This is a genomic window from Microbacterium schleiferi (genome assembly GCF_020781975.1).
Lineage (GTDB): Bacteria > Actinomycetota > Actinomycetes > Actinomycetales > Microbacteriaceae > Microbacterium.
The window spans coordinates 52,918-76,542 of record NZ_JAJGNI010000002.1; the positions used below are offsets into that span (position 1 = coordinate 52,918).

The following is a 23,625-nucleotide window of genomic DNA, read 5'->3' on the forward strand; positions in this document are numbered from 1 at the left end:
CGGGAAGGAACCGCATGTTCATGCCGACACCACAGCCGGATGCCACGCCATCCACCTCTGCCGAGGTGCTGTCGACACTGATCGAGCAGGTGGACGCCGCGTGGCAGCGCGACGACGCAGCTACCGCGATCCGGCTGCTGAACGCCGGCCTCTGGCCGCTGTTCCTCGACCGACCGGCCGAGTTGCGACGCCTGCTTGCCCCGGTGCCCGAGGATGCCGCACCCCCGGCCCTTCTCCTCGCCAAGCGGTTCGCGCTGCCCGTGCTCGACAGCCCCGAGCGCATTCGACTGCTGGCTACCCGCCCGATGGATGCAGCGCCCGGGTCGAACTTGGACGCACCGACCGATCAGGGCTGGCGTATCGCGCAACGGATGATCGCGCACCGACTGCGCGGCGAGTTCGACGAGGCCCGGGATGTCGCGCAGAGACTGCGCCAGCACATCGAGACGGAGTCGGCACACGAACCCGCGCAGCTTCCGCAGTTCCTCGCCGCCGCCTACTCTCAGCTCGGCACGACGGAGCTGCTCGCCGGTGACACCGCCGCAGCGCTCGCCGACTATCGCGCGGCGCTCGCGGCTACCGACGGGGATGCCGAGCTCGGCATCCGTCGCGACGCGCTGATCAAACAGGCGTGCGTCCTCGCGATGGAGGGCAGGCTGCGGGATGCCGAAGCGACGCTGGCACGTGCCGAGACCGAGCGTCATCCGAACAACGCCTACGCCGACCGCATCCGGGCGCGCACCCGGCTGGCGCGGGCGCTGATCGCCGTCGAGCGGATGGACGAATCGGCTCCGCAGGTGCTGGCGAGCCTTGACCGCGACCTCCTTTTCGAGTTCTGGCCGCTCGTCGTGCTGGCCGAGGGCCGGTGGCGTCTCGCGACCGGCAACCCCGCGAGCGTCATGGATCTCGTCGACGCCGAGACCGAGAACCGCCAGCTGCCGGCGGGCTCGCTCGGGCTGTGCGTTGCGACGTTCCTGCGCGAGAAGGCCGGCGAGATGCTCGGGATGCCACCGACGATGCCGCTTCGCGACCCGGAGTCCCTCCCGCCGCTGTGTGCCCTCGGCGCCGTGCGCGCGCTCATCACGCGTGCCGATCCGCTGGTAGCCGTGCACGCTGCCCGGTCGCTCGCGCAACGGCGCGGGGTCGGGCCGTCGGTGCGCCTCGAGGCGCTGTTGCTGACCTCTCTCGCGCTCCAGCGGGCGGGCCTGCCGGCAGAGGAACGAATCTCCGGTGCGGCGGCGGCGCTTGCCCGCGATGAGGGGCTGTGGCGCCCGTTCGCCGTGGTGCCGGCCGCCGTGCGCGACGAGATTCCGATCGACCTGCCCGCGCACCTCGAGCACGCGGCCGTCGCAGCCCCACCGCCCGCCGTCATCCTGACGCCGCGCGAGCGGGAGGTGTTGGTGGCGCTGGCGAGCCCGGACTCGCTCGCGCAGATCGCGGCGCGACTGCACGTGTCGGTCAACACGATCAAATCGCAGGTGCGCTCGCTCTACCGACGCATGGGCGTCTCCTCGCGCCACGAGGCGATCGCCGAGGCGACCCGTCTCGGTCTGGTCTCACTTCCCCCGACGCCCTAGGCGCCGACCGTGCCGACGAGCAGCATCGCGACGGCGACGCCGTTGAACACGATGTGGGTGAGTACGGCTCCCCAGATGCGCGAGGTGGCCACGACGAGGCCGGCGCAGACGAGTCCGACGATTCCGAGAGTGGCAACCGACCACCACGTGTAGATGTCGAACACGAGGTGCAGCCCGATGAAGAGCAGAGTCGTGACGGCAATGGCGGCGAACCCGGCCCACGAGCGGGAGTTCGTCATCCGTCTGACCGCCGTGAAGATCGCGACGAGCAGCACGGCCCGGAAGAAGAACTCTTCGAGAAGCGGCGCGATCACGACCGGTGCGAGCACCCCGTCGAACCAGAAGGATGCCGGAAGTGACCCGTCCAGCGTGCCTGCTGTGGGCCACGCGGCAGTGCCGGTGCCGGCGATCTCGAGGAAACCCTGGATGAAGCGCAACAGCACGCCGAGCACGACGCCGTAGAGCAGGTCGAACGGGTGGAAGCGCAGCAGCATCCGGGGCCGCGAGCGCACGAACGCCAGGATGATGGCGGCGAGCATCCCGCCCCAGAGGGCGGCGAGCGAGAGCGCCGCGCCGAGGGTTCCGCCGACGAGCCGGTCGGCGAGGGTGGACAGCAGGATGCCGGCACCGAGCAGCAGTACTGCCCATCCGACGAGTTCCCAGTCCCACCGGGCGACGGATGACCCGCCCGACCGCCAGGTGTGGCTGGCGCGTTCGCTCCGCCGCGAACCGCGGGACGAATCCGACCCGCGTGACGAATCCGACCCGCGTGAAGAGGCGGATCGCCGCGAGGATCCGGGTTCCGCGGCCGAGTCTGAGCTCCTCGACGATCCTCGTTCCCGTGAACGTACTGTCGCCGCGCTAGACTCCGTCATAGGCGCCAGGGTACCTGTCGGGGGAACTCCTCGCCGGTTCGGCGCCGGAACCACACGCTTCTATCCGCATCGCGAGGGCGAGCGGATACCGTTCCGCCCGCCGTACACCAGCCGACACGCGAGGACCGCCGTGGCCTACCGCTCGAGCACGTCAAGACGCCGCTCCCGGGGCTCTGTGCCCGCGTGGGTGTCGATCGTGATCGTCGCGGTGCTGATCCTCGCCGTTGGGGGCCTCAGCTGGCTCGCGATCACGCGCACGCAGACTCCTCCCCCGACCGAGTCGCCGCGGGTCACCCCCACGATGGGGGTCGAGACGCCGACCGCGACGCCCACCCCGACACCGACCTCGACAGTCGCGGCGGCTACCGGCGCCGATGAGCGTTTTCTCATGGTCAACGCCGGCGACATGTGGCGGGCGACGGCTGGCGCGTGCGGTTCGGTGGAGCCGCTGCTCGAGCGCTCAACCGATGGCGGTGCGACGTGGAGTGATGTGACGCCCCGCTATCGCGGAATCCAGCAGATCCTCGCCCTGGAGCCGTATGCGGCGGATCAGGCGATGATCGTCGCGCTGATGGGTGATGGCTGCGAACTGCAGGGGCTGCGGACCTTCACGTACGGCGAGTTCTGGGAACCCAACGACGAAATCCTCGCTTCGTCGACGTACGTTGACCCCGCGAATCCGGCGGCAGTCGTGACACCGGCTGGCGCACTCGACGCCCCGTGCGCAACACCGACAGGCGTCCGCGCTAACGGTGGCACAACGGCGGTCATCTGCGGTTCGGATGCCTCCCAGACGACGGATGCCGCCACCTGGTCTTCCCTGGATCAGGCCGGAGTCCTGGCGCTGACGGTTGCCGGCGACGGTCAGATCACGACGGCGCGGGCGGATGCCGCATCCTGCGACGGGCTGCTGGTGGCAGAGCCCGGGGCTGCGACGTGCATACCGAGCGTTCCGACGGATGCCGCGGTTGCCGTAACCCTGGATGCCAACGGCACGCCCTGGATCTGGGCGGGCGACACCTTCGTAGCCACCCGCTGACCCCCTCCCCGGTCGCCTCGCGAGCGCCCACTCCCCGGTCGGTGAGCGAGCGAAGCGAGACGAAACGCACCCCGCGCCCACGAAACCCCCCGTTCACATTCGCCCCCTACGATGCGTCATGTCGATGCACATGGGGACGGGGCTTCGACACCCGAAGTGGTGGGGACCAAAGAGATCTGGGGATCAATGGTCGATGTCCTTGTGGTGTGTACGGCGAACATGATTCGTTCGCCGTTGGCCGAGCTTTATCTGCGCGCGAAGTTCGCGGATCGTCCGATCACCGTGCGTAGTGCTGGCACGCATCCGGCGCCCGGCGACGGGATGACGCGGCGCGCTCGGGATGCGGCGAAGGCGCTGGGTTTGTCGATGACGGATGCCGAGGCTCATCGGCCGCAGCTGTTGACGCGCGAGATGGTGGAGCAGGCCGACATCATTCTCGGTGCTGCTCGCATCCATCGCAGTGCGTGCGTGCGGATGGACCTGAGCGCCTTGGGTCTCGCGTTCACGATGCGTGAGTTCGCGAGGCTCTCCGCGGCGGTTGACGACGATACCCTTCAGCGGGCGCTTGATGGCGCCGGCGATGATCCGGATGCGAGGGTCCGCGCCGCGACCGACCTCGTGCGCGAGGTGCGGGGCACGATGAATCCGCCGGGTGACCCGGCGGTCGATGATGCGTTCGACCCTGAGCTGACGCGGCGTCGCTCTCACTATGCCCGCATGGTGTCGGAGATGATCCCGGCGCTGGATGCCGCCGCGGCGTTCGCCGACCGCGTCCGCGAGGCCGCGCCCGTTCGGTGAGCAGGCAGCCCCCATCCGAGCGACCCCCCGGTCGCTGAACGAGCGACCCCTCCCGGCCGCCGCCCGAGCGACGCGACGCCGCAGCCTCTACGCGTCCCGATCCTGCGGGCTGCCGATGCGTTCACGCAACGAGAGCGGAATGGTGGACGAGATCCGTGCGGGTCGTCCGGCGAGCAGGTTCTCTGCCTGTCCGCGGATGTAGCCGGGCACGTGCGACTCGATCGCCGGGTGCGCGGGCACCTCGCGTGTTGCTTCGACGACGGCGGCGAGCGTCTCATCGATCACCCTCCGAGCCTCGCCGCCCGGCACACCCCAACTCGTCGCCTCGGCGACCAGGTCATCAGCCGTGACATCGGGAAGACGTGTCACCCCGTTGATCCGCAGGGCGAGGGCATCCGTCGCGTCGTAGGCCAGAGCGAGGGACGCCGCGTCATAGATGGGCGCCAGCGTGATTCGCCCCCGATCATCGTGCAGCAGAGAGAAGTTCTTGGCGTGGGCGTCTGTGTTGCCGACGGCGATGGTGAACGCTGCGTATCGCGCGAGGCGTAGCCGGTCGGCGTACGGCGTCTCGAAGACGGTCCGTCCGGTGTCAAGAAGGCCCGCGATGCCTCGCAGGGTGGCGCTGGGGTTGTTCTGCTCGAACTTGTCGTTGCCACCCCATGGCAGGCGCAGCGCTTGCGCGGCATCCTCCTGATGGATGCGGCGAACAGTGTCACCGTCGTCGACGCGGTCGTAGCGTTCGACGACAAGCACGGGGCGGCCCGCAACGGTTTCGGTCCAGGTTTCGAATGCGAGAAGCCCGGCGTGCCGCGCGACCTGCAGCGCATAGTTCTCGCTCTCGACGGATGCCGCGTAATCCGCCGCGACAGGCTTGAGGATGTGGGTCGAGGGGATGACGCCGTTCCCACGCCACCACGATCCGTCACGGCGTGTGAGCGTGAGCTTGCGCTGAAAGCCGGGGAGCGCAGATCCTCCCCCGCCGATGAGGAAGCCGCTCGCACGGTCAAGGAGCGCCCCGACGGCGTCAATGTCGAGCTTCTCGGGGTCGCGCTGCTGAGCCTCGAGGTGACCCACTCGCAGCGCCCCGGCGAGGTCGGCGCCGACCTCCGCCAGCAGACCTACGACATCGCCACGGTCGACTTTGACTTCCCGCGCGAGCCGGGCGATGTGCTCGCCTTCGGGAAGCAGCCCCCCGAAGAACGCTTCGGAGGCTTGCTCGTCGGCGACTCCGACGCGCAGGCCAGCGCTGAGAACCCGGGAGTTCTCACCCCACCGGTCGATCGCCTCGCGCGACCAGCGCAGAACCACCCCGCCTCGCGCCGTGCGTTCGAGCGTTCCGATGCGTGTGTCATAGAGCCGCACGGGCAGGGCGTCGGTCATGATCCGGATGCCGCGGGATCGGGATCATCAACCTCGGCGACAAGTCGCACGCCCAGTGCGGCGAGCACCTGCAGGTAGTGAGTGTCGAACCTCTTCGCGCGCCCGGTTTCGAGTTCGTGGACGTAGCGCTGACCGACCCCGAGAGCTGCGGCGAGTCGGCGTTGCGACCACCCATGCTGTTCCCGGATGCGACGGATGAGCCGCCCGAGGTCGCTCGGGTCGTCGATGAGCACTCGCATGGGACGTCCCCCTGACGCCGGTGATTCCCGTTACAACATCATACCCGCCTTGATGTTATTTCGGGAATCACCCCGCAGCCGATTCCCGAAACAACATCAGGGAGCAGCAAGACTCGAGTGACGTACCCCGAGCCCAAGCCTTGTGTAGCCGTACGGCGACAACATAGAATGCAGCCGTACGGCGACAACCGCTCGTGCAGCCGTATGGCTGCACGGACTGATCAGGGGGCCCGGAGTGTTGACAATGCGCGACGCGTCGGCAGTTGTACGAGAGCTGCGCACGCAGCGGGGCTGGACACAACAAGACCTCGCCACACGAGCGCGATTGTCACGATCCTTCGTCGCCGATGTCGAGTCGGGCAAGCCGACGGTCGAGTCAGCGAAGCTCTTCGATCTCTTCCAGGCGCTCGGTTACGAGGTCGTGCTGCGGGATCTCGCGACCGGGCAGGCGCTGCGGTGACGGCATCCGAACTGGCGGTGTATCTGGATGGCATCCCGACGGGGATGCTCACCCAGTCGGCATCGGGAAACGTCAGCTTCACCTATGACGCCGACTACCGAGATCGTCACGATGCGACTCCCCTGTCGCTCGCGATGCCGCTGAGTGCGGCAACACATCGAAAGCGAGTGGTGCTCCCCTGGCTCCAGGGGCTGCTCCCCGACAACGACGAGGCGCTCCGGGCGATCGGACGACGCTTCGGGGCGGTGCCCGGGAATCCGTTCGCGCTCCTCGAGCACATTGGGGCAGATGCGGCGGGCGCGGTACAGATCCTTCCGCCCGCTGAACTCGCGAGCGACGCGCGCGCCGAACAGAGCGCGCGGCCGGTCACCGAGGCGGAGGTGGCTCGGATGCTCGACCAGGTGGTTACCGAATACACCGACGGCGTCGCTGTCGGGGATGGCGCTGGGCGCTTCAGCATCGCCGGCGCGCAACCGAAGATCGCGTTGTTCCGGATGCCGGATGGCCGCTGGGCGGTTCCTGAGGGAAGCCAACCGACCACGCACATCCTCAAGCCGGTCGTCGGTACCTTCCGCCGCATCGACGTGGTTGAGCAACTCACTCTGCGCGCAGCGGCTCATCTTGGGTGTGATGTCGCAACCGCGCGGCTTGGCCGTGTCGGCGACTGGAACGTCTTGATCAGCGAGAGATACGACCGCGAGTGGACGGATGGGCGGTGGCATCGCCTCCACCAAGAGGACATGTGCCAGGCGCTCAGCGTGCCGCCGTCGAAGAAGTACCAGCAACGCGACGGCGGACCGGGCGTGGCCAGCATCGCTCAGCTCATCGGTTCCCTGCCGCTCGTCGCGGATCGCGAGGCGACCGGCGCCGCGTTCTTCCGCGCGTTCGTCTTCAACGTGGTGGCGGGGTGCACGGATGCTCACGCCAAGAACTACTCCCTCACGCTGAGGGGCCGCTCGGTGCGGCTCGCGCCACTCTACGATCTGCTGACGTACGCCGCGTACTGGGATGGCTCCGCGATCATCAGCAGCGCCATGAGCGTGGCGGGCGAGTACGCACTCGACCGAATCTCTGTGGCAGGTCTCGTCCGCACGGGGTCGCGATTCGGTGTACCCCCGAACGATGCATCCTCAGTCGTTGACGAGATCAGATCGGGTCTCGTCGAAGCTTTCGAGGCTGCTCGAGCCAGCATGGCCGATTTCGATCTCGACCCCGACGCTGTAGCGGTGATGGATGCCGCGTTGGCAGGCGTTCGCCGCCTCCCGCTCGTCCGCGTTCGGTGACCGAGCGAAGCGAGACGAAACGCACCCCAGGTACCCTCGATTCATGCCGATCGAGATCGTCACCGTCTGCACCGGCAACATCGTCCGCTCCCCCCTATCGGAGCTGTACCTGCGTCTCCTCCTGGCCGATCTCCCGGTCGAGGTGGCGAGCGCCGGAACCCAGCCGCGTCCGGGTGAGGCGATGACCGAGCACGCGTGCGAGATCGCGGCTGAGCTCGGCATCCCGGCGGCAGAGATCGAGGCTCATCAGGCCAAGCGTCTGACCGAGCCGGTGCTCGCCGGTCGCGACCTGGTGCTGGCGATGACGCGCGCGCACCGCAAGGCCGTGGTCGAACTCGACCCGTCGCTGTTGCGCAAGGCGTTCACGATCCTCGAGTTCGCTCGCCTGTCACGGCACGTGAGAGATGCCGAGATCCACGAGGCTGCGACGGATGCCGGCAACGACCCGCGAGCGCGGTTCCAGGCTGCCCTCGCGCGGGTGCTTAGCGTCCGCGGCACTGTTGACGCGCCAGCCGATCCGGCAGAGGATGACGTTCTCGACCCGGCCGGCCGCAGCTGGAACACCTACGAAACCTCGATGAGCCAGCTCCTCCCGGCCGTGGAGGAAGTGGCTCGCGTCATCCGCAGCGCTCTCGTCTCGCGTCGCGCAATCGCCGAGCTGATGCCGCCCGCGCCCGGCGACTCGCTGTCGCCGCAGCTGCACGCGCTGCGCGACGACGAGCGTTTCTGAGATGGCGGTCTATCTCGATACCTCGACGGCTTCGTGACCTACGCCTGCCGCCGAGCCGAAGCGCTCACCGTTCTCGGGATACCTGTCATACAGCCCGCCTCCCGGCCTGAGTAACGCGCGCCCGCGGATCCGCGATTATGCAGGCGCGACAGCTCAGGTCAGGCCCCGAGCAGTGCAGCCGGGATCACCGCAATTCCATCCGACCTTCGGTAGGCGAGCTCGCCCGTGGTGATCACTGCCGCATCCGCGAGCTGCGGCCCGAGGCGGTCACGAAGCCAGCGCAGGTGCCGCACGTCGGAGTCGTCGACAGCAGCCGAGAGCTTGACCTCGAAGGCCACAACACGTCGTCCTCGTTGCACGATGAAGTCGACTTCCCGGTCGCCGTTGCGGGTGCGAAAGTGGCCGAGCCGCGCCTCTGCGTGGGATGCATACGCGTGGAGGCTGAGCGCGACCAGCGCTTCAAAGAGTCGTCCGAGAAGCGGCCCGTAACCGGAGCCGAAGAACTCCGAGGTTCGCGATCCGTCGCCGTCGAATCCGAGGAGTTCGTCAGAGTCGAGCTCGAGTAAACGGCACACGAGAGCGGGGTCGGCGAGGAAGTGCTTGGGTGCTTGAGAAAGACGACCGAGTTCATTTCCTCGCGGAACCCACGGCTCCACCGGATCCAACAGCCAGAGCGACGAGAGCACGTCTCGATAGGCGATCGCTGTCGTCTTGGCGGGTTTCGCGCCCTCAGCCGGCGTGGCCGCCTCGAGCACCGTCGCGTAGCTTGCCGTGGTCGCGGTGGCGGCGGCGTAAGCACGCATCCACCGCCGCAGGGTGTCGGGTGCCCGTACGACGTGACCCTGTTGGGCGAACTCGCGGTGGATCACGTTCTCAATGTAGGCGTCGAGTTGCAGTCGTTGACCCCGCGGGGCGAGTGATCTGATGCCTGGAAAGCCGGATGCCGTGATTTCACGAACATACTCCGGGAACCCCACGCTGCTGATGCCCTCGACTGACGCTTGGCTCGACAGCAGGCCGCCCAGCGATACGGTCGCCGTCCCAGGGAATCGTTCGGCGAGCGAGAGTGGCCGCATGCGAAGCGGAACGATTCGGCCGGCTCCCGAGTGAATAGCCGCTCCGGCCGGATGTGCGCTCCCGGTAAGGATGACACTTCCGGTCGGTGCTCCGTCGTCCACCCATCGGCGAGCAACGTCCCACGCCTGTGGTGATCGCTGCCATTCATCGATGAGCAGCGGCGATGCGAGCGACCTGATGCGGTTGGGGTCGGCTTCGAACGCCTGACGTTGCGAGTCATCGTCCAACCGGATGACACTCACGGCCTGGCGAGTGGCCGCCGCTGTCTTTCCGACTCCCTTCGGACCCTCGACGGCTACCGCTGCCACCTCACCGAGCGCAGCGGTCAGCTGCTGATCCATCAACCGAGGAAGGTAGCCGTCCATGCGGTTAAACTACCATCAGCAGCACCCATACGCTACCAAACGCAGCACTTTCACGCTACCAAACGCAGATTTCCGCGCCGGATTCGCGGTTCAGTCGACGAGGCTGCGGATGTCGTCGGCAGAGAGCCCGCCGCCGATGGCGTCGCCGTCGGTGTCGAGCACGCGGTCGAACAGTTGGGCTTTGGTGGTCTTGAGTGCCATGACTTTTTCTTCGATGGTTCCCTTCGAGACGAGCCGGTAGACGATGACGGGCCGGGTCTGACCGATTCGGTGGGCGCGGTCGATGGCCTGCGCCTCGACGGCCGGGTTCCACCACGGGTCGAGCAGGATGACGTAATCGGCCTCGACGAGGTTGAGCCCGACACCGCCCGCCTTGAGCGAGACAAAGAACGCTGGCGCGTCGCCGGTGCGGAACTGGTCGATGACGGCAGCGCGGTTGGTCGTTGAGCCGTCGAGGTAGAGCGAGGCGATCCCGGCATCCGTCGCAGCATCCCGCGCGCGGCCGAGGAAGCGGGTGAATTGGCTGAGCACGAGGGCGCGGTGCCCTTCGGCAGCTGCCTCGCGAAGCAGCTCGATGAGGGCGTCGAGCTTTGCCGAGGGCGCTTCGCCTTCGTCGACCAGGTCGGGCGAGAGCGAGAGTTGGCGAAGCAGAGTGAGCGAGCGGAAGATCTGGAACCGGTTCGCGTCGACGTCGTCGACCAGACCGAGCACTTTCTGGCGCTCACGTGCGAGCCTGCGGTCGTAGAGCCGCCGGTGGGTCGGGTGCAGATCGAGCACGAGTTGCTGCTCTTGCTTGGGCGGCAGTTCCGATGCGACAAGCTCTTTGGTGCGGCGCAGCAGGAAGGGGCGGATGCGGCGCTGCAGCGTCCGCAGCCGTTCGTTGTCGCGTTCTCGTTCGATGGGTGTGCGGTAGTACTCGGTGAAGCTGCGGCGCCCTCCCAGCAAACCCGGGCACGCGAGCGAGACGAGCGCCCACAGCTCGAGCAGGTTGTTCTCGAGCGGAGTGCCGGTGATGACCAGTGTGAAGGGAGCGTCCAGCATCCGGGCGCATTTGTAGCCCTGCGACGACGGGTTCTTGATCTGTTGAGCCTCGTCGAGAATGAGCCCCTGCCAGTCCAGGGTCGCGTAAGCGTCGAACTCGAGACGGAACAGCGCGTAGCTGGTCACGACGACGTGCGCCCCGGCGACCTCGTCGGCCAGTGCCGTGCCGCGCTTGTTTCCCATTGCGCTGATCGCAGCGACGCGCAGCTCGGGCGCGAATCGCGCGCACTCGGCAGCCCAGTTGCCGACGACGCTGGTGGGGGCGACGATGAGAAACGGCGGATGCTGCTGGTCGCCCGTCTCAAGCGCATCGAGTCGTGCTTTCTCGATCATCGCGATGGTCTGCAGGGTCTTACCCAGGCCCATGTCGTCGGCGAGCACCCCGCCGAGTTGGTGAGTGCGCAGGAAGTGCAGCCAGGAGTACCCTGTGCGCTGGTAGTCGCGCAGCTCGGCGCGCAGCGTCGGTGGCGCATCAATGGGGGTGAGCTGATCGTGGTCGCTGAGCCCACGCACCCGCATCCACCATTCGATCTCCTGGCGCGCGACGACGCCCAGCTCGACGAGCTCTTCCCAGAGGTCGGCTTGGTAGCGACTGACCTGCACCGAGGTGACGGGGCGGTCCGAGAGGGCACTGGCTTCGGCGATGATCTCGCGCAGGCGCTGCAGCTCGGGCGTATCGAGCGAGAAGTAGGTGCCGCTCGGCAGGACGAGGATCGGCTCGTTCTCGCTGAGTGCCCGGAACAGGGCAGCGAAGTCGACGTCCTCACCCTCGATGCGCACCTGCACGCTCAGGTCGAACCAGTCGTTGGTTCCGGGCTGGGCGGCGACCGAGACATCCGGCGCCTGGGATGCGGCACGGAAGCTGGGGGCCTCGACGTCTTCGACGACCCGCACGGTCTCGAGCGAGCGCAGGCCGGGCAGCACTTCGGCGACGAAAAGCACAGCAGCCGCGCCGCGCAGGGTTTGGTCGGGCGGCACCATCGCAGCATCCGGCCGCTCCCCCGGCAGGACGATGGAGGCGTGAGCACCTGCAGTGCTGCGAACGGAATCGAGGATGCCGGCCTCGCGATCCCGGTCGGGACGGATGCTGCCGCCGAGCCGGTCCCATCGCCAGGTGAGGTGGGCAAGCCCGTCGCCGTGGTCGACGCGCACTTCGAGCACGGTGCTCGGCGGTGCCGGCACCGTGTAGCTGGCATCGGGCGATACGACCGGCGCGATCGCCTGCAGCCGCGGGAGGTAGTGGCTCTCGAAGCGCTCTCTGCCTGCCGTGTCGACCGAGATGGGCTGGTCGGCGGCGAGCAGGTCGCGCATCGGCCCGGTGAGCGGCGGATCGAGGGGGTGCAGCACGATGCGTTCTTCGGCGGTGCCGGCTGCGGTGACCCGACCCACGGCGATCGGAGGATTGCCGACGGTCACGATCGGCTCCGACGGTTCACTTTCCCTGTCGGCGCCGGCGCCGGCGTCGTCTCGCACCGGCACCAGCTCGCCGCGGACTGCGAGTCGCTTGCGGTTCTCGGTGACCGAGATCTGCGGGGTCAGCGGCTCCCCGTCGAGCCGCACCGGATGCTGCGCTTTGCCGGGCGAGACGAGCGTGACCCCCGCCGCCTCGAGATCGGTCAACAGCGACCAGAGCGTTCGCGAGGGCAGCCGGTCGAGCTGCATCCATTCGTCGTCGCGATAGGCGTAGCCCCACGAGTTCGCGGCAGGGTCGAGAACGTCGAGCTCGATCAGTAGTGCGAGTGCCGCGGGATCGGCCTGCAGCCCGTCGAGGTGCCCCCAGCGAGCCTGGCCCTTGATCCATGCGCCTCGCGCACCGCGCATCCCGGGCCGGGCCGCGAGCCTCGGCTGCTGCGGAGCCCTGCTCCAGCGCGTCGCGCGCGGTGTCTGCAGGGTGATGAACAGACACAGTTCCACGGCGGCCGCATCGGATGCCGGCAGCAGCCCGTCGAGAGAGCGTTGCCACGGTGGAGTGCTGTCGCGCGGCGGGGATGACTGGCCCTTCGGCGCTCTCGCGTCCGAGTCCGTCCCTGCATCCGAGACGGCGAGCAGCACTGCAGCGACATGCGCGCAGTGCGGGGCGTGCTCGCAACTGCAGTAGGCGCTCATCGACCCGCGCGCAGGCTCGATGACGGCCGAGACGACCATGACGTCATCGCCCCCGTGGCCGCGATCGCGCACGACGGCATCGAGCGAGGTGCGCGTGTTGTCGGCATCCAGGTCGACGATCGTGACCCGCCCTGCCGCGTTCAGCGCCCATGCGCGGTCGTAGTTCGCACCCCCGAGTGATCGGGCAACCTCATGCCAGTAGTCCACGAATCCATCGTTGCAGCCGTCGCCGACATCCCGAACTCGGCCGACGCCGACTCGCTGACAACCGAGTTCTTCGGAGCGTTGTGGAGGAAAGGCTCCTCATCGTCCTGCGCGCAGCACAGCGGACGCCGTGCGCCAGCGTGTCGCGAGTCTAGGAGTCCAGCGCGCGCTTGATGAGAGCCGACACGTCGCGGTCGAGGTTGTCGATCCGGTGCTCGAGCGCGCTGAAGCGCACGTCGACCGCCGCGAACCGCGCATTCATCTCCCCCTGCAGCCCGTCGATACGCCCACTCAGCGCGTCGATTCGCCCGCTGACCTTTGATCCGCCCGAGGTCGGCGCGCACGCGGAAGCTGACGGTGTCGGGGCGGGGTGGATGCCGCAGCTCCGGCCGATCTCGATCGAGGTAGTCGGCGAGGCGAGTACGGCCGATCTGCTCCATGACACCGCGAAGGTCATCGATCGTCAGGCCGTCGGCGATCTCGGCGAACCGGCGCCGCACGTCCTCGTCATCCATCGATGATCACGCTACCGATGAGTTGATGGGAGCGACGAACGCCGATTACTCGTCGCGCGGAGCTTCGCGCGCGGGCGCAAGACGCGGCGCGAGGCCCGCCGCGAGGGCATAGACACGGTCATCCAGCCGAGACAGCCGGTCATCTAGCCGCGAGAGTCGGTCGTCGAGGCGCGATACCTCCGTCGCGAATTCAGTCTTCAGCTCGGTGCGGGTTCGTCGCGCAGACGCCGTCACTGTTGTCGCGAGCCCGACGATGCCAACCGCGAGCGCAACGAGCACGGCAAGTGTGTCCATTCCCACGACGACCTCCATGTTCTCCAGTGTGCGCTGGATCAGCGCACATATCCAGAACCGTACGCACGCACGAGCACTCGAGGTGTGCGATCTGCCCACGCGCGCAGGTCAGGTCGTTGCCGCGCCCTGGGGAGGAACGGCAGCAAATGTCGATTCCTAAGGATGACTCAGCCGATGCCGAGCGCGGCGAGGAACCCCGTCGATGCGGGATCGTGGTGCGTGAGTCCGCCGGCGGTGGCGAAGGCGCGGTCGGCCGAAACCAATCCCTGCATCCCGTCACGGCGCATCGCGACCGACGCGAGTACGGAGTCGAACGCCCCGAGCGCATCGTGCGCGCGGTAGAGGTCTAGTCCGGCAGTGAGGTCGGCGGCGTCGACCGTGAGGAGTGGAGATAACAGCGCCGCGAACTGGGAGGTGAGTTCCGCGGCGTCGTCACGCCCACGCCGCCGCGCGCGGACGTGGGTGAACTCCTGAAGCACCTCGACGGTGGTCGTTGCCGCAATCCGTCCGTCACCGATCGCCGAGATCAGTGCCCGGCACGGTTCCCGCAGCGGATGCTCGGACCCGACCGCGTAGACGAGCGCCGTCGTATCAAGCAGGATCATGCGCGCCCACGGATGGTGTCGAGTTCGGCGCGCAGATCCTCGGGTTCGGGAACGTCCATCGGTTCCGCAGCAAGGATGCTGGCAGCAATTGCGGCATTCTGCTCGAGGCCCGAGGGGTAGGCGACATCGATCGCTCGACGGACGAGCGAGGCAACCGACACTCCACGGCGAGCGGCGACCCGCTCAAGCCGTTCGCGCTGCTCCGTCTCGATGAGCACCTGAAGCCGCTCGGTCTTCATGCTCATACTGTAGCAGGAGTATACTTCTCCCTATCCATCCCCCTTTCTTCCTTGAGAGGTAGAATCTCGTCATGGCTCTCAATATCAAGGACCCGGAAGCCGACCGTTTGGTGCGCGCTCTCGCTGATGCAACGGGCGAGAGCATCACGGTTGCCGCGCGGCGGGCGTTCGCCGAGCGCCTCGATCGAGTCAGGGCACAGAGCACGACACCTGACGTGCAGGCCGACCTCGAGGCGATCATCTCCCGAGGGCGCGATCGGGCGACCCTGGATCCGCGGTCGGCCGACGAGATCCTCGGCTACGACGAGCACGGCCTGCCCCGATGACGGTTGCACTCGATACGTCAGCATTGATGGCCATCGTCCTCGGCGAAGAGGATGCGTCGCATTTCGCCCACGTGATCGCCGAGAACGTTGGCGACCTGCACGTGAGCGCGGCAACGCTCGTGGAGGCGACGATCGTGGCCGAAGCCCGTCAGGGGCCAGCAGCTACCCGGGATCTCGAAGCCCTCATCTCTCGCGCTCGCGTCACAGTCGACCCGTTCGACGCCGCTCGGGCGTCTATTGCAGCTGCAGCGTGGCGCCGATTCGGCAAGGGTCGCCACGCCGCATCACTGAACATGGGCGACTGCTACTCATATGCGCTCGCCCGCAGCCTGGGCGCGGCACTGCTGTTCAAGGGTGACGACTTCGCGCAGACCGACATCGGCGCTGCGATCTGAGAGGTGCATTGCGACGCCTTGCCGCTGGCGCACACGCCGCTCCTTCCCGCTGTCGAAGAGATGGCAGCGGCAAGGAGCGCTGCTGTGACGTGACGCCCCATCCCGGACCCGCGGGCGGTAGCGAGCGAACGCGCTTCACACAAGGCCCTCGGGGAGAGGCCAACCGACCTCATACTGTCGCGATCAGCGGCCCGGCGAGATCGGATGGGAGACGGCAGTGGGTGGTGATCGCTATGTGGAGGCGTTCCGGACGATCCTCACCGGCAAGAACGTGAGGTTCCGCTGGACGGAGATCCTCTTCGTGGGCATCCGCGTGTTCGGCTAGCTGGCGCTGCTGTTCGTCGTGCTCCCGCCGCTGATGGCCATCTCGTTCGTGCTGGTGCAGGCCGCCGTGTTCGGCTTTCTGCTCGCCGGGGCGTTCTCGCCGAACCACATCGGGATGCCGACCGCTCCCGCACGACGCCGATATCGACTTCCTGCGACGCCAGGTCCGCATGTCGCGCAACGTCCGGGGAGGACCGCATGTGCACTTCCTCAAGGGGGGCCTCGAGTACCAGATCGAGCATCACCTCTTCCCTCGGGCGCCGCGTCCGAATCTTCCCGCCCTGCAGAAACTGGTGCGAGCGCATCAACCCGACCACGTGCAGCGCGTCCGGCACCTGTGGGCGTCGGGCGCCGAGCGCGTTCGCGAACCGCGACGAGGACGGCGGATTCGTCAGGGTTCTCGACGAGAACCCCCCGCAGCCCGAATGGGCCGCCGCTCGGGAGGCCGAAGAGCTGTGCCCGTCCGCGACGATCCGGCTCCAGGAGGACTGAACCGCGGACGACGCATCGTCCGGGCGACACTGGCCCGGATCGTTACCGCGAGTTCGATGACTCCCGTTGCCCGGACGACGAGCGCCCGACGAGGTCGGCAACCATTCGGTCGATGGCTTCGGGTGAGAGGAGTTCGTCGATGACCATGAGCGCTGCTCCGCGGACGCCGGCATCGATGCCGCCGCGAGCCGGCACAATGTTCAGGTATTGGGTGGACAGGGGGATAGACCGCTTGTACACGACTTCCCGCACGCCGGCGATGATCTCTTGCACGAGCACGCCGAGGCGACCGCCGACGACGACCGTCGAGGGGTTGAGCAGGCTCACACACATGGCCGCGACCTCGCCGATGGCTCGCCCCGCGTCTCGGGCCGCGGCGATGGCGACGGGGTCCCCGATCCGGATGCGCTCCGCGACGGCGCCCGGCGGCACCCTCTCGCCGGAGGCAGCTGAAAGCTCCTGCGCGATCGCGGGGGCGCTGGCGATCGCTTCGAGATCACGTTCGTCCAGCGAGTAGTGCGGAACCTGCACGTGACCGATGTCTCCCGCCGATCCCTGCGCTCCACGCTGCAGACTGCCACCCGAGATCACACCCGCTCCGATGCCCGTGGACACCTTGATGAACAGCAGGTCGTCAACGTCGGGCCAGGATGTCGCCCGTTCACCGATCGCGAGGACGTTCACGTCGTTGTCCACGAACGTCGGCACATCGATCCGCTCCCGAACGAATGCCGGGATGTCGAATCCATCCCACCCCGGCATGATGGGCGGACGGATCGGCCTGCCTGTCGAGTGCTGCACCGGACCCGGCACCCCGATCCCGACGCCGAGCACCGTGCTCGGGTCGACATCGAGATCGGCGAGCAGCCGTTGGGCAGCCTCGATCACCCAGTCGAGCGTGGCCTGGGGGCCAGCGGCGATATCGAGCTCGCGGCGCTCGGTGATGCGCACCTCCCCGCGAAGATCGGTGATTCCGACGACACCATGGGTAGCGCCGAGGTCGACCGCGACGACCGTGCGCGCCGATGCGTCGAACGCGACGCGGGACGCGGGTCTTCCGCCTGACGACGCTGCGTTTCCGAGCGATGAGACCAGGCCGATCTCCTGCAGCGCCGCGAGACGGACAACGACGGTCGTGCGCGCGAGTCCCGTCTCGTCGACGAGCTCCCCCCGGGTGCGGGGGCTCCCATCGCGGAGGATCCGAAAGAGGTCGCCGGCCCCGACCGTACCCATCTCCGCTCCCTTGTCTCTTCGATGCCGCATCAGAGAATGCAGAAATCATGTCATTGCGTCTTGAGAAGGTCAAAGTGCGGAACTTTATAGCTCTTACGGTATCTACTATTGACTTGAAAAAGTCATAAGTGCTAACGTCGCTGCGACGATCCCCTACGAGGAGGTAGACAGCCGTGAAGCTCGCGTTCGAGATGAATGCCTGGGGCGGTGTGGTCGGCACTCCCGGCGCCGTGACCGACATCGGGTCCGGTTTCTATGTGACTCCGGGCGATGTGACGGTGGGTCTCGACGCGGCGGCTGCCGCCGGTTTCGCCGGCTTCGAACTGTTCGACGGCAACCTGCTCCCCTTCGAGGACGACATGCGGACGCTTCGCGCGGCTGCGGCCGACCGCGGGCTCACCCCCGTAGGCGTGTACTCGGGCGGACACTTCATCTACCGCGACGCGCACGCCGACGAGTTGGCGCGGTTCACGCGTTCGATCGCGCTCGCCTCGTCGCTGGGCGCCCGGCACTTCGTGCTCGGCGGCGGCGCGATCCGTCACACCGGCCGCCAGGAGGCCGACTACGAGATCATGGCCTCGCTGCTCGACGAGGTCGCTCGCCGGGCCGAGGATGCCGGGCTCATCCCCAGCTACCACCCGCACCTGGGCAGCATCGCCGAGAGCCCCGATCAGATCGATGCGCTGTTCGGGGCGAGCTCGATCGGGCTGTGCGCCGACGTCGCGCACATCGCAGGAGGGGGCGGCGATGCCGTTGCGGTCATCCAGCGCTATGCCGACCGCCTCGTCAACGTCCACCTGAAAGACCTCGACGCCGAGGCGGGCGGCTTCATGCCCCTCGGCGAGGGCGACCTGCCGATGAGCGCGATCATCCGGGCGGTCGTGGATGCCGGGTATGACGACTGGATCACGGTCGAGCTCGACGGCTACGCCGGCGACGCGAGCGCGGCCGCGAAGCGAAGCTTCGAGTTCCTCTCCTCCGAGGGGCTCGTTTCCTGATCCGTCGGGTCGGGAACGTCTCGGAACGCGAGGGACGAGACGGGTTCCGGAGCCAAGGCGGTTCCGGAGGAGGGGACGAAGCACCATTCGTCCCTCAATCACACGCAAGGGAGCACGTGACCATGCACATCAAGAAGTCACTCGTGGCGGCCATGGCCGTCGTGGGCGTCCTCGCCTTCGCCGGATGCACGCCGGCCGGCGGCGGGGACTCGGGCTCGGACGTCGATCCTGCGATCGCCGCAGAGATCGATGCCGCGCTGCAGGAGATCACGGGCCAGGTGCTGAGCACCGGCCCCAACGGCGAGGAGCCGGCACCGGCGTCCGAGGCTGTCGTCACCGACGAGCAGGCGGCCCAGGTCGCCGAGATGGGGCTCACCGCGGCCATTGTCATGCACTACGGCGGCAACGACTGGGCCAACGCCCAGATCGCGGGCCTGAACGCGGAGTTCGAGCGCCTCGGCATCGAGGTCATCGCCACCACGGATGCCGGGTTCGACCCGGCCAAGCAGGTGTCCGACATCGAGACCGTTCTGGCCCAGAACCCCGACATCATCGTCTCGATCCCGACCGACACGGTCGCGACCGCAAGCGCATACCGCAAGGCCGCGGAGCAGGGCGTCAAGCTCGTCTTCATGGACAACGTCCCCGAGGGCTTCACCCCCGGCGTCGACTACGTCTCGATGGTGTCGGCCGACAACTACGGCAACGGCGTGACCTCCGCCTACCTGCTGGCGCGGGCACTGGGCGGCCAGGGCAAGATCGGTGCGATCTACCACGAGGCGGACTTCTTCGTGACCCAGCAGCGCTACGACGGCTTCGTCGACACGATCACCGAGCAGTTCCCCGACATCGAGATCGTTGAGCAGCAGGGCATCGCCGGTCCCGACTTCGCCGGTGATGCGCAGGCGGCGACCACGGCGATGCTCACCAAGCACGCCGACCTCGACGGCATCTGGGCCGTCTGGGACGTCCCCGCCGAGGGTGTCATGGCTGCCGCTCGCGAGAACGGCCGCACCGACATCAAGATCGCGACCGAGGACCTCGGGACCAACGTGGCGATCGCTCTCGCCGAAAACGAGATGATCGTCGGTCTGGGTGCCCAGTTGCCCTACGACCAGGGCGTCGCTGAGGCGGGTCTGGCAGCCCTGTCGATCCTTGGCATCGAGGTGCCGCCGTACGTCGCACTGAGCTCGCTGCCGGTCGACCACGCGAACGTCCTCGAGGCGTGGGAGCTCGTGTACCACTCGGCTCCGCCGGCTTCGGTCACCGACGCATACGTCGACTGACCCAATCCCTTCCGGGGGTGGATGCCGCCCGCATCCACCCCCACCATCCTTCTTCCTCTTACTGACCCCTGACATCGGAGACGACATGCAAGACATCAAGATCGCCATGATCGGCGGCGGGTTCATGGGCAAGGCCCACTCGCTCGCGTACTCAGCCATGCCCATGTTCTTCTGGCCGGCCCCGGCACGCCCCGTCAAGCACGTCGTCGTCGACGCCACCGAGGACCTGGCGCGCACCGCTGCGGACCGCTACGGCTGGAACACGTCGTCCAGTTCGTGGGAGGCCGTGATCAACGACCCCGAGGTCGACCTCGTCGACATCGCGACCCCCAACAACCTGCACGCCGAGATCGCAATCGCCGCCGCCGAGGCGGGCAAGCACGTGATCTGCGAGAAGCCCCTCGCGCCCACTTCCGCTGAGGCGCTACAGATGCTCGAAGCAGTTGAGCGCGCCGGTGTCGTCAGCGCCGTCGCCTTCAACTACCGTCGCACCCCGGCTGTCGCGCTGGCCAAGAAGTACATCGACGAGGGCGCGATCGGTCGCATCCTGAATTTCCGCGGCACGTATCTGCAGGACTGGAGCGCCGACCCCGACTCGCCGCTGAGCTGGCGCTTCCAGAAGAAGGTCGCCGGATCGGGTGCGGTGGGCGACATCGGCAGCCACGTCGTCGACATCGCCCGGTATCTCGTCGGCGAGATCTCCGCGGTGAACTCGATCACCTCGACCTACATCGCCGAGCGCCCGCTGCAGACCAGCGGTTTCGACGCCCTCGGCGGTGCGTCGAAGTCCGACGGGCCCCGCGGTGCGGTGGATGTCGACGACGAGGCCATCTCACTGGTGCGCTTCCACAACGGTGCCGTGGGCTCGATCGAGGCGACGCGCAACGCGTGGGGTCGGAACAATTTCATCACCTTCGAGATCCACGGCACCGAGGGTTCGATCTTCTTCAACTACGAGAACCGTGACGAGCTGCAGGTCGCGTTCAAGAGCGACCCTGCCGACCGCCGCGGCTTCCGCACCGTCTACACGGGACCGAACACGCCTTACGGTGAGGCCCTGTGGCCCATCCCCGCGCTGGGCATCGGGTACGGCGAGACGAAGATCATTGAAGCCCACGACGTCATCAAGGCGATCGTCGACGGCAGCCGGGTGCGTCCCGACTTCGCCGACGGCTACGCCGCAGCATTGGTCGACGACGCGATCCTCGAGTCGGGCCAGTCGGGCGAATGGGTGAAGATTCCTGCGCGCGACGGCGGCGATGTCTGATTCGTCCGCACCCGCGGTGCGGATGCGCCGCATCGTCAAGAGCTTCGGGCCCGTCGAGGTGCTCAAGGAGGTCGATCTCGACATCCATGCGGGTGAGGTTCACGCTCTGGCGGGCGAGAACGGTGCGGGCAAGTCGACCCTCATGAAGGTGCTGCAGGGCGTGCATCCGATCACCTCCGGTGAGATCGAGGTCAACGGCGAGCCGGTGAAGATCCGCAACCCCGCGGATGCCGAGAGGGTCGGGATCGGCATGGTGTTCCAGGAGTTCAGTCTCGTGCCGTCGATGACGGTCGCGCAGAACATCTTCTTGAACCGGGAGCTGCGCTCCAAGCTGGGCCTCATCGACGACCGCGCCGCCGAGCGCGAGGCTGCGCGGATCTTCGCCGACCTGGGCGTGAGCATCGACCCGGCGGCCCGTGTCGAGACTCTCGGCACCGCGTACTGGCAGCTGGTCGAGATCGCGAAAGCAGTGGCCAAGAACGCCACCGTGCTCGTGATGGACGAGCCGACCGCAAGCCTGGCCAGCCACGAGGTGGAGCGCTTGTTCGAGCTCATCGAACGGCTGACGGCTCGTGGGATCGCGATCGTTTACATCTCGCACCGCATGGACGAGATCCGCCGCGTCGCCCAGCGCATCACGGTGCTGCGCGATGGGCGGGTGGTCCTCAGCGACCGCGTGGCCGACGTCGAGGTGGCGCAGATCATCGAGGCGATCATCGGCCGGCGTCTGGCGAGCGACCTCGTCTACCGTGAGCGCGAGCGCGGCGTCGACGATCGCGTGATCCTCGCCGCCGAGCACGTCGCCAGCGACACGGGCCTCGTGGATGTCGACGTGACGGTGCGTGCGGGCGAGATCGTCGGTCTCGCGGGCCTCATGGGGAGCGGTCGCACCGAGTTCGCCCGGGTCATCGCGGGCATCGATCGACCGTCGTCGGGCACCATCCGGATCGACGGGCGGACGGTCAGCTTCCGCAGCGCGCTTGCGGCGCAGCGGGCCGGCATCGCCCTGATCCCCGAGGACCGCCGCGAACAGGGCCTCGTGCTCGAACATTCGGTCTCGGCGAACCTCATGCTGCCGGTCCTCGACCGCCTCATGGCGGGAATCCTGGTGAGCACGGCACGGATGCGCGCCATGACGCAGGACCTCGTCGAGCGCTTCTCGGTCAAGACAGCCGACCCGTACGCTCCCGTGAACCTGCTCTCGGGCGGCAACCAACAGAAGGTCGTCGTCGCGAAGTGGATCAACACCGATCCGAAGCTGCTCGTCATGGACGAGCCGACGGCGGGCGTCGACATCGGCACCAAGACCGAGATCCTCGACATCGTGCGCGACTACGCCTCGCAGGGCAACGCCGTGCTGTTCATCTCTTCCGAGCTTCCCGAGCTGCTGGCCGTCGCCGACCGTGTCGTCGTCCTACGCGGCGGGCGCACGGATCGCGAACTCACTCGCTCGCAGATCAGCAGCGAAGAACAACTCCAACTCATCATCCAAGGAGAGGCCGCATGAGCACCTCTGTGAGCGCCGAGAACACCTCGATGTGGCGGCGTCTGACCGCCCGCATGGACTGGCGCAGCAACATCATCTACATCGCGTTCGTCGTGGTGTTCATCCTCTTCGCCGTGATGCTCGGCAACGACGGATTCCTATCAGGCAACAACCTGCTCAACATCGCGCGGCAGACGGCGACGATCTCGATCATGGCGATCGCGATGACGTTCGTCATCGCTGCCGCCGAGATCGACCTGAGCGTCGGCTCGATCGCGGGCTTGAGTTCGGTGGTGACGGCGATCACTGTGACCAACTTCGGGCTGGTGCCCGGCATCCTGGCGGGGCTCGCCTCGGGCGCGATCATCGGCGCCGTCAACGGCGGCCTGGTCGCGCTGCTGAACATCCCCTCATTCCTGGTGACCCTGGGCATGCTCGGGTTGGCGGCCGGTATCGCGCAGTGGATCACGGGCTCGGCCCCGCAACCGATCACCGACGACGTGTACGTCATGATCTTCGGCGGCGGCGACTTCGGCCCGGTCCCGGGTCTGCTGGTGTGGACGGCCGTGATCGTCGCGCTCGGATGGGTCATCATGAACCGCTCGCGCTACGGTCGGAAGGTGCTCGCGACGGGCGGTAACCCGACCGCGGCGCGCTTCACCGGCATCAACACCGCGCGCATCAAGTTCACGGTGCTGCTCGTGTCGGGCATCGTCGCCGCGTTCGCGGGGATGCTGTACGCGGGGCGCCTCGAGTCTGGCCGTTTCCAGTGGGGCCAGGGCGATGAGCTTACGGTAATCGCCGCGGTGATCCTCGGCGGCACGAGCCTGTTCGGCGGTCGCGGGGCGATCATCGGCACCCTGTTCGGTTCGCTGTTCATGGGCCTGGTCAATAACGGCCTGATCCTTGCGGGGCTCGATGTGGCCCAGCAGCAGGTGGTTCGTGGCGCGATCATCATCGCGGCCGTCGCCCTCTCGAGAAAGAAGTAGCG

General features: G+C 67.6%; 24 protein-coding genes and 1 pseudogene. 16 read left to right on the plus strand and 9 right to left on the minus strand.

What is annotated here, in order from left to right; all coding sequences use genetic code 11:
- Nucleotides 1-14 precede the first annotated feature (14 nt).
- Nucleotides 15-1,577 (plus strand): helix-turn-helix transcriptional regulator, encoded by a 1,563-nt coding sequence (locus LL236_RS02510; protein ID WP_228177224.1) that lies wholly within the window; start codon nt 15-17, stop codon nt 1,575-1,577.
- Here LL236_RS02510 and LL236_RS02515 read toward each other — a convergent pair.
- Entirely contained in the window at nt 1,574-2,452 is an 879-nt protein-coding gene (locus LL236_RS02515; RefSeq protein ID WP_228177225.1) for a CPBP family intramembrane glutamic endopeptidase, read from the minus strand. The genes LL236_RS02510 and LL236_RS02515 overlap by 4 nt on opposite strands.
- Before the next feature lie 196 nt (nt 2,453-2,648).
- Here LL236_RS02515 and LL236_RS02520 point away from each other — a divergent pair, with 196 nt between their 5' ends.
- Entirely contained in the window at nt 2,649-3,491 is an 843-nt protein-coding gene (locus LL236_RS02520; protein WP_228177226.1) for a hypothetical protein, read from the plus strand.
- A 156-nt stretch (nt 3,492-3,647) separates the two neighbouring features.
- Nucleotides 3,648-4,289 carry an arsenate reductase/protein-tyrosine-phosphatase family protein gene (locus LL236_RS02525; RefSeq protein ID WP_228177227.1) on the plus strand — a complete coding sequence of 214 codons (642 nt, stop codon included), beginning with the start codon at nt 3,648-3,650 and terminating at the stop codon, nt 4,287-4,289.
- Nucleotides 4,290-4,376: 87 nt separating this feature from the next.
- Here LL236_RS02525 and LL236_RS02530 read toward each other — a convergent pair whose 3' ends face one another.
- Both LL236_RS02530 and LL236_RS02535 read right to left on the minus strand, forming a co-directional pair.
- Nucleotides 4,377-5,669: a type II toxin-antitoxin system HipA family toxin gene (locus tag LL236_RS02530; RefSeq protein ID WP_228177228.1), complete on the minus strand. Its 1,293-nt coding sequence runs from the start codon at nt 5,667-5,669 to the stop codon at nt 4,377-4,379.
- Nucleotides 5,666-5,908: a helix-turn-helix domain-containing protein gene (locus LL236_RS02535; protein WP_228177229.1), complete on the minus strand. Its 243-nt coding sequence runs from the start codon at nt 5,906-5,908 to the stop codon at nt 5,666-5,668. The genes LL236_RS02530 and LL236_RS02535 overlap by 4 nt, the downstream gene beginning before the upstream one ends.
- Before the next feature lie 244 nt (nt 5,909-6,152).
- Here LL236_RS02535 and LL236_RS02540 point away from each other — a divergent pair, with 244 nt between their 5' ends.
- Genes LL236_RS02540 through LL236_RS02550 form a run of 3 tightly spaced genes read left to right on the plus strand, consistent with a single transcriptional unit; the run spans nt 6,153 to nt 8,381 of the window.
- A complete protein-coding gene (locus LL236_RS02540) occupies nt 6,153-6,368 on the plus strand; it encodes a helix-turn-helix domain-containing protein (RefSeq protein ID WP_228177230.1) in 216 nt (71 codons plus the stop codon).
- A complete protein-coding gene (locus LL236_RS02545; protein WP_228177231.1) occupies nt 6,365-7,651 on the plus strand; it encodes a type II toxin-antitoxin system HipA family toxin in 1,287 nt (428 codons plus the stop codon). Before LL236_RS02540 ends, LL236_RS02545 begins: the two co-directional genes overlap by 4 nt.
- 43 nt (nt 7,652-7,694) lie before the next feature.
- On the plus strand, nt 7,695-8,381 hold the full coding sequence (locus tag LL236_RS02550; protein WP_228177232.1) for an arsenate reductase/protein-tyrosine-phosphatase family protein: 687 nt from the start codon (nt 7,695-7,697) through the stop codon (nt 8,379-8,381).
- 158 nt (nt 8,382-8,539) lie between these two features.
- Here the strand turns inward: LL236_RS02550 and LL236_RS02555 are convergent, their stop codons facing one another.
- The gene (locus LL236_RS02555; protein WP_228177233.1) at nt 8,540-9,823 is read right to left on the minus strand and encodes an ATP-binding protein; all 1,284 of its coding nucleotides are present in this window, start codon (nt 9,821-9,823) and stop codon (nt 8,540-8,542) included.
- Nucleotides 9,824-9,913: 90 nt separating this feature from the next.
- A complete protein-coding gene (locus LL236_RS02560) occupies nt 9,914-13,177 on the minus strand; it encodes a DEAD/DEAH box helicase (RefSeq protein WP_228177234.1) in 3,264 nt (1,087 codons plus the stop codon).
- A 371-nt stretch (nt 13,178-13,548) separates the two neighbouring features.
- Between LL236_RS02560 and LL236_RS02565 the strand changes: the two genes are divergently transcribed.
- Nucleotides 13,549-13,695, plus strand: a complete 147-nt coding sequence (locus LL236_RS02565; RefSeq protein ID WP_228177235.1) for a hypothetical protein — start codon at nt 13,549-13,551, stop codon at nt 13,693-13,695.
- 39 nt (nt 13,696-13,734) lie between these two features.
- On the opposite strand, the gene LL236_RS02570 is transcribed toward LL236_RS02565, so the two are convergent.
- From LL236_RS02570 to LL236_RS02580, 3 genes are all read right to left on the minus strand, one after another.
- On the minus strand, nt 13,735-14,001 hold the full coding sequence (locus tag LL236_RS02570; RefSeq protein ID WP_228177236.1) for a hypothetical protein: 267 nt from the start codon (nt 13,999-14,001) through the stop codon (nt 13,735-13,737).
- A 149-nt stretch (nt 14,002-14,150) separates the two neighbouring features.
- Nucleotides 14,151-14,588, minus strand: coding sequence for a type II toxin-antitoxin system VapC family toxin (locus LL236_RS02575; protein WP_228177237.1), 438 nt, complete (start codon nt 14,586-14,588; stop codon nt 14,151-14,153).
- The gene (locus LL236_RS02580) at nt 14,585-14,827 is read right to left on the minus strand and encodes a hypothetical protein (protein WP_228177239.1); all 243 of its coding nucleotides are present in this window, start codon (nt 14,825-14,827) and stop codon (nt 14,585-14,587) included. Before LL236_RS02580 ends, LL236_RS02575 begins: the two co-directional genes overlap by 4 nt.
- A 71-nt stretch (nt 14,828-14,898) precedes the next feature.
- Between LL236_RS02580 and LL236_RS02585 the strand changes: the two genes are divergently transcribed.
- The 4 genes and pseudogenes from LL236_RS02585 to LL236_RS15115 all read left to right on the plus strand — a co-directional run bounded on the left by LL236_RS02585 (nt 14,899) and on the right by LL236_RS15115 (nt 16,364).
- Complete coding sequence (locus LL236_RS02585; protein ID WP_228177240.1) at nt 14,899-15,153, plus strand: type II toxin-antitoxin system VapB family antitoxin; 255 nt, start codon at nt 14,899-14,901, stop codon at nt 15,151-15,153.
- Entirely contained in the window at nt 15,150-15,548 is a 399-nt protein-coding gene (locus LL236_RS02590) for a type II toxin-antitoxin system VapC family toxin (protein WP_228177241.1), read from the plus strand. Before LL236_RS02585 ends, LL236_RS02590 begins: the two co-directional genes overlap by 4 nt.
- 476 nt (nt 15,549-16,024) lie before the next feature.
- Nucleotides 16,025-16,201 (plus strand): annotated as a pseudogene (locus tag LL236_RS15110) (fatty acid desaturase); the annotation flags it as partial.
- Nucleotides 16,176-16,364 (plus strand): 4Fe-4S domain-containing protein, encoded by a 189-nt coding sequence (locus tag LL236_RS15115; RefSeq protein WP_366767685.1) that lies wholly within the window; start codon nt 16,176-16,178, stop codon nt 16,362-16,364. The pseudogene LL236_RS15110 and the gene LL236_RS15115, both read left to right, overlap by 26 nt.
- A gap of 42 nt (nt 16,365-16,406) precedes the next feature.
- On the opposite strand, the gene LL236_RS02595 is transcribed toward LL236_RS15115, so the two are convergent.
- Nucleotides 16,407-17,597: an ROK family protein gene (locus tag LL236_RS02595; protein ID WP_228177242.1), complete on the minus strand. Its 1,191-nt coding sequence runs from the start codon at nt 17,595-17,597 to the stop codon at nt 16,407-16,409.
- A 173-nt stretch (nt 17,598-17,770) separates the two neighbouring features.
- On the opposite strand from LL236_RS02595, the gene LL236_RS02600 reads away from it, so the two are divergent.
- The 5 genes from LL236_RS02600 to LL236_RS02620 all read left to right on the plus strand — a co-directional run bounded on the left by LL236_RS02600 (nt 17,771) and on the right by LL236_RS02620 (nt 23,623).
- Nucleotides 17,771-18,595, plus strand: coding sequence for a sugar phosphate isomerase/epimerase family protein (locus LL236_RS02600; RefSeq protein ID WP_228177243.1), 825 nt, complete (start codon nt 17,771-17,773; stop codon nt 18,593-18,595).
- 122 nt (nt 18,596-18,717) lie between these two features.
- Nucleotides 18,718-19,881 carry a substrate-binding domain-containing protein gene (locus tag LL236_RS02605; protein WP_228177506.1) on the plus strand — a complete coding sequence of 388 codons (1,164 nt, stop codon included), beginning with the start codon at nt 18,718-18,720 and terminating at the stop codon, nt 19,879-19,881.
- 85 nt (nt 19,882-19,966) lie between these two features.
- Nucleotides 19,967-21,148: a Gfo/Idh/MocA family protein gene (locus LL236_RS02610; protein ID WP_228177244.1), complete on the plus strand. Its 1,182-nt coding sequence runs from the start codon at nt 19,967-19,969 to the stop codon at nt 21,146-21,148.
- Complete coding sequence (locus LL236_RS02615) at nt 21,141-22,655, plus strand: sugar ABC transporter ATP-binding protein (protein ID WP_228177245.1); 1,515 nt, start codon at nt 21,141-21,143, stop codon at nt 22,653-22,655. The genes LL236_RS02610 and LL236_RS02615 overlap by 8 nt, the downstream gene beginning before the upstream one ends.
- Entirely contained in the window at nt 22,652-23,623 is a 972-nt protein-coding gene (locus LL236_RS02620; RefSeq protein ID WP_228177246.1) for an ABC transporter permease, read from the plus strand. Before LL236_RS02615 ends, LL236_RS02620 begins: the two co-directional genes overlap by 4 nt.
- Nucleotides 23,624-23,625 lie beyond the last annotated feature (2 nt).